This is a genomic window from Crocosphaera sp. (assembly GCF_030064895.1).
In the GTDB taxonomy this organism is placed as follows: Bacteria; Cyanobacteriota; Cyanobacteriia; order Cyanobacteriales; family Microcystaceae; genus Crocosphaera.
In genome coordinates this window covers 46,156-57,521 of sequence record NZ_JASJEB010000045.1, presented here as the reverse complement: position 1 = coordinate 57,521, position 11,366 = coordinate 46,156, and the positions used below count along the sequence as shown (strand labels likewise).

The 11,366-nt window shown below is 35.0% G+C and carries 5 protein-coding genes; 4 read left to right on the top strand and 1 reads right to left on the bottom strand.

Features of this window, described 5'->3' with window-relative positions:
- Positions 1-608 precede the first annotated feature (608 nt).
- Both QNJ66_RS12240 and QNJ66_RS12235 read left to right on the top strand, forming a co-directional pair.
- Positions 609-4,991 (top strand): TIR domain-containing protein, encoded by a 4,383-nt coding sequence (locus QNJ66_RS12240; protein ID WP_300507070.1) that lies wholly within the window; start codon positions 609-611, stop codon positions 4,989-4,991.
- Between the two features lie 241 nt (positions 4,992-5,232).
- Positions 5,233-7,683: an EF-hand domain-containing protein gene (locus QNJ66_RS12235; RefSeq protein ID WP_300507067.1), complete on the top strand. Its 2,451-nt coding sequence runs from the start codon at positions 5,233-5,235 to the stop codon at positions 7,681-7,683.
- 268 nt (positions 7,684-7,951) lie between these two features.
- Here the strand turns inward: QNJ66_RS12235 and QNJ66_RS12230 are convergent, their stop codons facing one another.
- Positions 7,952-9,247, bottom strand: coding sequence for a DUF1576 domain-containing protein (locus QNJ66_RS12230; RefSeq protein ID WP_300507063.1), 1,296 nt, complete (start codon positions 9,245-9,247; stop codon positions 7,952-7,954).
- Between the two features lie 170 nt (positions 9,248-9,417).
- Here QNJ66_RS12230 and QNJ66_RS12225 point away from each other — a divergent pair, with 170 nt between their 5' ends.
- Together QNJ66_RS12225 and QNJ66_RS12220 are read left to right on the top strand one after the other, a co-directional pair.
- On the top strand, positions 9,418-9,909 hold the full coding sequence (locus tag QNJ66_RS12225) for a DUF1269 domain-containing protein (RefSeq protein WP_300507060.1): 492 nt from the start codon (positions 9,418-9,420) through the stop codon (positions 9,907-9,909).
- 680 nt (positions 9,910-10,589) lie between these two features.
- Positions 10,590-11,144 (top strand): hypothetical protein, encoded by a 555-nt coding sequence (locus QNJ66_RS12220; RefSeq protein WP_300507058.1) that lies wholly within the window; start codon positions 10,590-10,592, stop codon positions 11,142-11,144.
- The last annotated feature ends 222 nt before the right edge of the window (positions 11,145-11,366 follow it).

The window sequence follows — 11,366 nt, the reverse complement described above, 5'->3', positions numbered from 1 at the left end:
AAGGGTGTAGCTAAAAATTCTATAAAGTCTAAAATAACTAAAAAATACTTTAAAATTGTTAATGAGCTTTGCATGGGTTCACCCCCAAAAATTTAATAAAATAACATCGGATCGGTATAATGAGTGTTTTTTCGTCTATAGCTCTAGTTTCCTCACTGCTTTACTCTTGGTTCCTTGTTCGTTACAAATTGTAACATAAAATTTTAAACTAAGCATTCCAGACGAAAAAATTTTTTCTAAGTTCCCTTAAATCTATAGTACAAGCTAGGTTTCGACTATTCCGTATCAATGGATAACATTTAAACAATTCGATATATCAATATTTCGGTTATAAAAGAATTAGGGGGAGGATAAAACACATTGTTAAATTCCTATGAGAATATATTTATAGGTACATAATAATATTTACTTCTCAGAAAAAAACAATTGTTAATACAGGACATAGTGTTAATAAAATATATTTAATTGTTGATAAAATTCAATCAAAATAATTGTATATTTATCTTATGTATCTACTTATTTAATATTTTAATTAAGAATCTATAAGTTATAAAATTGTATTTGTTATAATTAAAGAAATTGTTTAACTTAGTTATGATAATTGTTCAATGAATCAACAGAAAAATTTTGATATTTTTATTTCTTATGGTAGAGCAGATAGTAAGGACTTTGCCATCAAGCTTTATGAGAGTTTAAAAGCAGAAAATATTCTGGCTTGGTTTGATCAAAATGATATTCCTTTGGCGGTTGATTTTCAGGAACAAATTAATGAGGGAATTGAAAAGTCTGATAATTTTGTGTTTATTATTTCCCCTCATTCCGTTAATTCTCCTTATTGTTTAAAGGAAATTAAATGGGCATTAAAATATAATAAGCGGATAATTCCTTTGCTTCATGTTGAAACAATTTCTTGGGAAACTTGGCAAGAAAGGAATCCTAGTAAAACAGAAATTCAATGGCAAGAAGATCAACAGCGAGGATTACATTCAAGCTATGATAATATGCACCCAGAAATTAGTAAAATTAATTGGGTTTATTTTCAAGAAGATATCTATAATTTTGAAAATTCATTGAAAGATTTAGTTAAAACCATAGAAAAAAATAGAGATTATGTAGAACAACATACTCGATATTTAGTTCAGTCTTTAGAGTGGGAAAATAATCAGAGACGGAGTAATTATTTATTAATTGAACAACAAAGTCGCCAAGCAGAACGGTGGTTGAAAAAGAGATTTATAGAAGAACAACCTCCTTGTGTTCCCACAGATTTACAGTGTGAATTTATTACAGAAAGTATCCAAAATGGTAATAATTTAATGAGTGATGTTTTTATTGCTCATGGAGAAAAAGATGAAGAAATTACCGATAAAATTAATAGAACTCTGCGGAGAGAATGTTTAACTATATGGTTAGCTAAACTTGATATTGAGACAGGAACAACCTTCCAAGATGAAATCAATAAAGGTATCGAGGAAGCAGATAATATTATTTACTTAATTTCTTCACAATCTCTACAATCAAAATATTGTCAGCAAGAAATAGATTATGCACTTAAACTTAACAAAAGAATCATCCCTATTTTAGTTGAAAATATCGATATTAGAAATCTTCCACCTGAGATTAGCAACCTACAATATATTGATTTAACAGACTATAAAAATGCAGAAAAATATAGTCTGGGTAGAGATAAATTACTAAAAATAATCAAAGATGATGCAACTTATTGCCAGCAACATAAAACCCTATTAGTCAAAGCCTTAAAATGGCAAAGACAAAATTATAATCCCAGTCTTTTACTACGAGGTCATAATCTTCAATATTATGAACATTGGCTAAAAATTGCCCTAAACAAAAAACAATATGCTCCCTTACCTCTACAAATTGAGTTTATTAAAGCCAGTCGTCAAAACCCAAACGAATCATCCTTAGAAGTATTTATTTCCTATTCTAGAAATAACTCTGACTTTGCGCGTCAATTAAATGAATCATTACAAAAATTGGGAAAAACAACCTGGTTTGATCAAGAAAGTATCCCCCCAGGTTTTGATTTTCAACAAGAAATTTACGAAGGGATTGAAAACTCAGACAACTTTATCTTTATTATTTCCCCTGACTCTATTAATTCCCCTTACTGTGATGATGAAGTAGAATACGCCCACAGCTTAAATAAACGCATTATAACCATTCTTTATCAACCCGTATCCTCTCAAAATTTAAACCCTATTTTAGCCAAAATACAGTGGATTGATTTTCAAAAATATGGGGGAGACTTTAACGCTAATTTTCCGGAAGTTGTTCGCACCATTCATAGCGATAGAGAATATGTTCATCTCCATACTAAATGTTTACAAAGGGCCAGAGAATGGCAACAAACTAACCAAAATCCAGATCGATTATTACGGGTTGACGAATTAGCGATCGCCAAAAACTGGTTAAAAAAAGGCGAAGAAAACAATAAACAACCTCCTGCCACAGTTTTACAACAAGAATTTATTGAAGCCAGTCAAAAAGCCCTTGATGCAGAAATTACTGCTGAGAAAGAACGACAAGCAGAGATATTGCGCTTACAAAAAGAACGTACTCAAGCAGCAGAAGCCAAACTCCAGCAGGAGAAAAAAAGTTTCAGACGACAAAGCTTTTTACTAGGGGTGGTAAGTATTTTACTTGCCGTTGCAGCCGTCGCTGGACATAATGCCATTCGTCAGTCTCGTCAAGCTGCCATTAACGAACTAGAAGCCATTCATGAATCATCCCTGGCCCTGTTTGCCTCCAATAATAAACTAGATGCACTGGTAAAAGCCCTTAAAGCTTGGCAAAAATTCAAACAGTTAGGCTACAGTAGTCCAGACTTGAAACGTCAACTGCAACACGCACTCAGACAAGCTGTTTACCAGGTCAAAGAATATAACCGTTTATTAGACCATCAAGGGGCCGTTAACGGCGTTGCTTTCAGTCCCAACAGTGATCTCATTGCCTCAGCAAGTTCAGATAATACCGTTAAACTGTGGGCAAGAAATGGTCGCTTGCTGACAACTTTGGGTCAACCAGATAGCAAAACAACCCATCAGGGTGTGGTTACTAAAGTTACCTTTAGTTCTGATGGCCAGTTTCTAGTTTCGGCCAGTGAAGACAAAAGTATTAAAATATGGCGAAAACATCAAGAAAATAATTACCATCTCTTACAAACCATTGAAGGTTGCAAAATTCAAAACGATAACAATAATTGTCCCGGCCATTTTGCTGGGGTCAAAGACATTGTCATCAGTCCCGATAATCAAATCATAGCCTCATCCAGTGCAGACCATAGTATCAAACTTTGGCAAAATGATAACCAGGGAAGCTTTCAAATCTCACAAACTATTAGTGGCTGCAAAGTCGATAATGATAACTGTTTAGGGCATTCCGATGAGGTTAATGGCATCGCCTTTAATCATAACGGTATGATCCTGGTCTCCGGAAGTGAGGATCAAACTATCAAAATCTGGCAAAAAGATGATCGAGGTAAGTACCAACTCCTAAAAACCATCGAAGGTTGTGAGGTTAATAATGATAATTGTCCGGGACATCAAGACGATATTAATGCAGTAGTATTCAGTCCTGATGGTAAATTTATCGCTTCGGCCAGCCAAGACAAGACAGTTAAACTTTGGAAGTCCGACGGTACTTTAATGAGAACATTTAGAGGACATCTCGACGAAGTGGAAACAGTGGTGTTTAGTCCTGATGGCCATAAGATTGCTTCTGGTAGTCGAGATCATGTCCTGAAACTATGGCGGTTAGACGGGACCTGGTTGACCAACTTGTATGGCCATCATGGTGAGATTCATAACCTTGCCTTTAGTCCTGACGGTAAAATTATTGCTTCTGCTAGTAGGGATGCAACCATTAAACTTTGGAAACTTAATCACCCCTTACTGACTACCTTTTATGGTCATAACAGTCGGGTTTATGACGTTGCTTTCAGTCCTGACGATAAAATGATTGCCTCTGCTAGTCGAGATGGAACCATTAAACTATGGAATACTCAAGGTATTTTGCTTAATACTCTTATAGGCCATCAAAGAGAAGTTGAGCAAGTGACATTTAGTCCTGATGGCCAAATGATTGCCTCTGCAAGTTGGGATAATACGGTTCAACTCTGGAAAAAAGACGACCAAACAGAAAATGACCATGACTTTAAATTGTTCAAAACCCTCGATAGTTGTCGCAGACATCCCTATACTCATAGATGTCCTGGACACAGAGATCAAGTTCATGGAATCACTTTTAGTCCCGATGGGCAAAAAATAGTCTCTCTCAGTAAAGATAGAACGGCAAAGGTTTGGAGTAGAGAAGGAAAATTATTGAAAACCTTCGTGATTGAAAAGGGTACACAGGTTTCTGACGTGACTTTTAGTAAAGATGGTCAGATTTTAGTTATCTCCAGGGATAATATTGTTGACCTCAGAGAAAGGCAATGGAAAGATATCTATCAACGGTTTGAGATTCTCGATGGCTGTGAAACCGATGATTCTAACTGTCAGGGACACACAAATACGGTGGAGGGTGTGGCTATTAGTCCCGATGGTCAAATGATTGTTTCTGCTAGTCGGGACCATACCTTAAAACTGTGGAATCTTCAGGGTGAGTTATTAGAAACTTTACATGGTCACAGTGGTGAGGTGCAAGGGGTTGCTTTCAGTCCCAATGGTCAAGTGATTGCTTCTGCTAGTCGAGATGGAAGCGTTAAACTTTGGGACACCCAGGGTAAGTTACTAACTACTCTCAACGGCCATTCTGCGGAAGTGTATGCAGTGGAGTTTAGTAGTGATGGTAAAATGTTGGCTTCGGCCAGTGCTGATCACACTGTTATTTTATGGCAATTAGATCGTGTGGTTGATTTTGATCAGGTACTTCAAGCAGGTTGTCGCTGGACTCATAATTATCTTAAGTACCAACGCCCAGAAGATGAAACTTTGACTATTTGTAATGGCGTTTCTTCTAGCAATTGATAATTAATAATATTAGCAAAAACGTCCTAATCAAAATGCGTAGTGCTATAACGTTATTGTGAACTTAGTATTATAGCAATTTTCATTTGCATAGATTACAAACTCAAAGAAAAATACTCCCCACACTTCCCACCCCACCCTCACTAAACCGAGATTTTGATGCACCCAATTGAAAACTGCTATTATACTACAAAAAATAAATCCGACCCTTAACATCGATCTATAAGAATAAGAAGAAGTTATGTTTGCAAACATTCCTGAACGACAAATAAATATCCTGCGTTGGATAGCAACCCTGAGTTGGCTATTATTAATTGCATCATTATTCTACGATCCCATCACCCCTTTGCTCACTCAACCTGGTATCGAGTGGAGTCGATTTACAATTGATAAAATAACCCAATTAGATTGTGTAGAGTTTCAAGGAGAATGCTTAATAGAAACCCCTTATGCCATGGGAACATCAATATTTTGGGGTTTTGTAATTCCTTTAGCCATTGTTATTTTATTTATGGTAGGACATGAATTTTGGCGGAGAATTTGTCCTCTTTCTTTTCTTTCGCAAATTCCTCGCGCATTGGGATTACAAAGACAACGTAAACGAGTTAATGAAAAAACGGGGAAAACTCGCTACGAGTTAATTAAAGTTAAACGAGATTCTTGGCTAGGTCGTAATTATTTATACGTACAATTGGGCTTATTTTATTTAGGAATTACCAGTCGTATTTTATTTCTAAATTCTGAGAGACTTTTACTAGGAATTGTTTTAGTTTGTATTATTTGTGCGGCTGTTTTAACGGGTTATTTATATGGGGGCAAATCTTGGTGTCAATATTTTTGTCCCATGGGGCCAGTGCAAAAAATTTATAGTGAACCCAGAGCATTATTAAATAGTAAAGCTCATGAAGGGGAACGAAAATTAATTACTCAGTCCATGTGTCGTACTGTTAATTCAGAAGGAAAAGAGCAAAGTGCTTGTGTTGCTTGTAATAGTCCTTGTATTGATATTGATGCAGAAAGAAGCTATTGGGAAAATATTACAAATCCAGAACAACAATGGCTTTATTATGGTTATTTTGGTTTAGCTATTGGTTATTTTTTAGTTTATTTTCTTTATGCAGGAAACTGGGAATACTACTTTTCTGGAAGTTGGAGTCATGAAGATAATCAACTAGCCAATCTTTTAAGTCCTGGTTTATATTTGTTTGGTCAATCAGTTGCTATTCCTAAACTATTTATTGTTCCTTTTGTTATTGGTTTTTTTGGTTGGCTAGGTTATCAGTTAGGTAAACAAATAGAAAAATCTTACAAAGCTTTTTTACTTCGTAATCATCAATTAGTTAATAATGAAATTGTTCGTCATAGGATGTTTACTATATCAACTTGCTTGATCTTTAATATCATCTTTTTCTTTGCAGGGAATAATTTTATGAGTTTTCTGCCTAATTTTCTTGATCCCTTTATACCCATTTCAGTTATAGTTTGTAGTGGTATTTGGTTACATAGAACTTGGCAGAGAAATCCCCATATTTATGAAAGAGAAAGTTTAGCAAGTCGCCTGCAAAAACAATTGATTAAATTAAAGCTTGATGTTTCACAATTTTTGGAAAATCGTTCTTTAGAAGACCTCAGTGCAGATGAAATTTATGTCTTAGCGAAAGTTCTTCCAGGGTTTGACAAAGAAAAACGTTTACAAGCTTATAAAGGAATGGTTAAAGAATCTATTTCCGAAGGATATGTCAATATTATTAATAGTCATGAAATGTTCAAAGATACTCGATTAGAACTTAATATTACAGATAAAGAGCATGAACTTATTTTAACCGAAATTGAAGTAGAAAATCCTAGTTTATTTACTCCCCAAAAACAGAGTAATCATGAAGATTGGTTAAGACAAGAAAGTTATCATCAAGAGATATTAAATACATTAATTAAATCATCAGAGAATCATCCCCATCAAAAAATTATTTTGGATTTGTTTGATATAGCAGTAGGGAAAAAGTCTGTTGAAGCTTTTAATGATCTCTTGGAGAAACTATCGGTAGAAGAAAGAGAGAGTATTAAAAATATTCGAGAAACTTATTCTATTACTACAGAAGAAGAAGAGGAAATTCTTACCCATTTAGGTACTGAAGAACTTTGGAAAACTATTGCTTATACTTTGAGTATGCTTCAAGGAATAAATACTATTTCTGAACAACAAAATACCCTTTCTCAAGATAATAATATGGTAACAATTAGTTCTGAGCAAATGGTGTTTTATGAACAAGCATTTAAGAAATTTGATAAAAATGGAGATAACCTTTTATCCTTGGATGAACTACAAGCTTTACTGAGAGCAGTAGGACGGTATTACTCTGGTGAAAAAATGGATAAATTAATGGCAACAATAGACGAAAAAATTAGTAAATATGGTTTAACTTTTGAAGTATTTATTAATTTAATACAGAAGGTTTTATCAGATACAAAAGAGAGTCCAATTAAGCAGTATTTTGATTTCTTTGATATGGACCAATCAGGAACAGTAAGTGCCGAAGAATTACGGTTGTGTCTAAACGATTTAGATTTAGGTTTGTCTGAAACTGAAATTGAGCAAATGCTACAAACAGTTTTCAAAAATAGCGACCAACAATTGTCTTATGAAGAGTTTTCTGATAACTTTAAACAAATCACCCAGGACAAACTTACCTAGAATTTGAGAAATACTAAGTTATATCATTTTCATCAACTTAGACAACATAAGTTTATATTGTAGGGGTTAACGGCCGTTAACCCCTACTAAACATGTTTATAGCAATTTTCATTTGCATAGATTACAAATTCAAAGAAAAATACTCCCCACACTTCCCACCCCTCCCACACTCCCCACCCTCACTAAACCGAGATTTTGATACACCCAATTGAAAACTGCTATAGTTAGACTGACAAAAATTTGTATTCCCAGAAATCAATCTTATTTTTTAATTGTTCCTAAAAGACCTAATCACTGGAACCATAACAGTGGCTACAATACCAGCAACAAAACCGTTATTATAAAGATTAAGTCCAGCTTTGGGGATACCCACAGATAAAACGGCTGATGAGTGAATCAAACCAGCTAAAACCCCTAAAAACCAGCCAAACTTCCCTGCAATGGGAGCAAGAGTTGTGCCGAATAAAGCAGCTAAAATCAAAGGTGCATCATTAGCATTGACCGATCTCGTCAGAGTCCCCAGAAAAATACCCATCATAATAGGAATAATATTTTTAGGGTGTTTACCAAAAGCACCAAACCCTATAATAGTGAATACGCCAGCTATGGTCGGTCCATTGAGGTCAGCTTTAACCAATAGAATGTAAATTAAACCAATAAGTCCGCATAAACCCATATTTACCAAGGTTGGACCCAATCCTACCAAAGCAATAAAATCTGTGGGAGCTTGACCCGATGAGCTTAGAATAGTCGGTAACTTAGCCCATGCACGTCTATCTATATAGAAACCTCCCAAAATCATCGACGTAATCAAAACTAACAAAAATGTCCCCAGAATAGTATTGTTACCTGAAGTCCAAATCATGACCGGATCGGGAACAAAACCGTAGGCTTTGTAAAGCGCAACAATTAAGTTACCCATTAACCCGGCCGTAAACCCAATATTATACAAACTGAAACCTAGATGGGTTTTAGGAAGATGGGCTGCTAAGGGAGGTAAAATCAACCCAAGCATTAGGGACGTACCCACAGCCAATGGTATTCTAAAGGGTAGAGAAAGAGTGCTGCTATAAAGAATTTCCGAAAAAATGGGAGCTAAAGCCCCACCGAAAAAAGCAACATTGATGTAATTAGCAAACTTTTCTTGGCGAAATCTAGCATAAAGATAGACTCCTGCGACAATAGACCAAATATTGACCAGATTCTTCCCAAAAAGACCAAACCCTAGCAACAAAAATAAGCAAGCTACCGCCGTACCAGAAATTTTAGCTTTAGTGATACGATAGAGGGCGCAAACCATCAGATTCAACAATCCAGCGTTGACGAAAGTAGCTCCCATTCCCCCGATGCCGATATAATCAGTAATTAAGGTGTCGCGCACTGTGAGAATACGAAACAACCCAGTAATAATTTCCTTTGGGGGTGACATCACAAAACCAAAGATAATAAAGGTTATGGCATAAAAGGTAATAATATTTAGGATGGTGTTATCGGATACGGGTTTAATAGGAAATTCTTGATTATTTTTTCTTTTATTTCTTCTAAAAAGGTTTTTCAAATTCATATATTTTTTAGTAATTAATTATTAAATTTAGTTATTTATAATAATTGATCTTGGTTGACATAGACTAGATCAGTAAAATATAAAGATAATCTAAACTATATTTTTTCTTAACCCCTAAAATCAAAAAAGCATTTATAATAAGTCTAAAAAATTTGATTAAACAGAAAAATATGGCAGCACTCACAGTTTGGAAGTTCGATACCCCAAAAGGGGCGCAAGAAGCATTAAGCAAGTTAGCTCCCTTACAAAAAGAACATATCATTGAAATCAGAGATGCAGCAACTGTATCTTGGGCTGAGGGCAAAAAGAAACCTAAAACCAAACAAGCAATCAATTTAGTGGGTTTAGGAGCTTTAGACGGAGCTTTTTGGGGCTTACTCTTTGGATTAATCTTTTTCTGCCCAATTTTCGGTATCGCTGTTGGTGCAGGGATGGGAGCTTTAGGGGGTTCTATGAAGGACTATGGCATCAATGATGATTTTATCAAAGATGTGAGAAACAAGGTCACAGAAGGAACCTCAGCCCTGTTTTTGCTAACCCGTGATGTAACCCTGGACAAAGTAGAAGAAGCCCTTGGGGACATCAAGGCTGAACTCATTCAATCTAATTTATCCAATGAAGAAGAAGCCAAACTAAAAGAGCATTTTAGTCCAGAAGTTTAGTGATAAATTTTAGTCAAAAAAGAGTCATATTTAGATCAACATCTTCACTAAAAAATTGATCTAAATATTGACTTTTTCAAGGTCATTTCATTTATCATTCGTTTGGAAGTAGGCTTGAAATCTCTCCCAAACTTCTTTCTCCCTAAAGGGAGAGGCTTGAAACCAAAATGTTCAATGTTCAACGTTCAATGTTTGGTCATGAGCAGCAAATATCAACCAGAACCAGTAACAATAATTGTTTCTACCGCATTAACCGCTTTAGCACTTGGTTTAACAGGAAAATATAACAGCACTTGGGTCAATATTTTACTCACCTTGATTTTTTTCTTTTCAGGACAAGCAGCCGCAACTCTTTACTGGTCACTAATTCTGAATTTAATTAGAGATGAGTTTGATTATAACAAAACTTTTAGGGACAACAAACTTATTTTTTGCTGTAGAGTTATTAGATTTTACTTAAGAATTCAAATAAAAATATTATCGTTAAATTGTACTACTAAAGATATAACGTTTTTCGGCTATTTCTCTAGCTTTATTAGCTTTCTTCTTTTCTATATTGGTCTCTTAATTAAATTGATACACGTTATTTTTGTTAATATTAATTTCACATTTTAGATTTGATTGAAAATTAAAAGTAATTAGTGCTATCATCAATCAAAATAATAGTTGAAAGGACTTTTATGAAAATTACTACTACATTAGCCACCGCATTTCTCATCGCCACAACATCCTCAGTTTCAGCCGATGTTGTTGTTGATCGAGCAATTAGCGAAGATCAGGTATTAACGGCACAGAAAGCATGGTGTGATGCCCTAATAAATATCAGCAAAACTCACACCATGCAAGGTCAAGCAGCCGCATCAGAACTTGCTGAAAAAGTCATTGATTCTGCTTATGGTTACCAAATGGGTGTTGTTTTATTTAAGCCCACACTAACAGTTAATCCACAAACTTTCCGCACTACCAGAGAAGGCGCACTTTCTTATTTTGTTGGTGGGAATCCAGCCTATCCTGATGACGACGGTTTTGCACTGAATGGTTGGACTAAATGTGAAATTGATAATCGTGCCATTCTCATCATAGGAAATAGTGCCAGCACAATGGGTAAAGTTCACCTTACTGATAAAAATGGCAATGTAACATCAGTGGATAAAAGTTGGAAATTCGTTAAAGATGATAATGGTCAACTGCGCATTGTTTTGCACCATTCCTCATTAGAATTTACTGGTGAGTAAACTACTCTAAATAATTGTAAGCAATTAGGATTATCGAATTTAGAAACATCCTGGTAACAGCAAAATTACTTAATCCTAAATCTATTCTAATTGTCTTACCTTATGTTGCGGTTTCAGGTTTATTCAAAACAGAACTATAGTATTTACAATCAATATTTTTTGAGATCGTATCTAAAAAGGGGTATAATAATTCAATCGAGTATGATACGAAATCTGCTTATG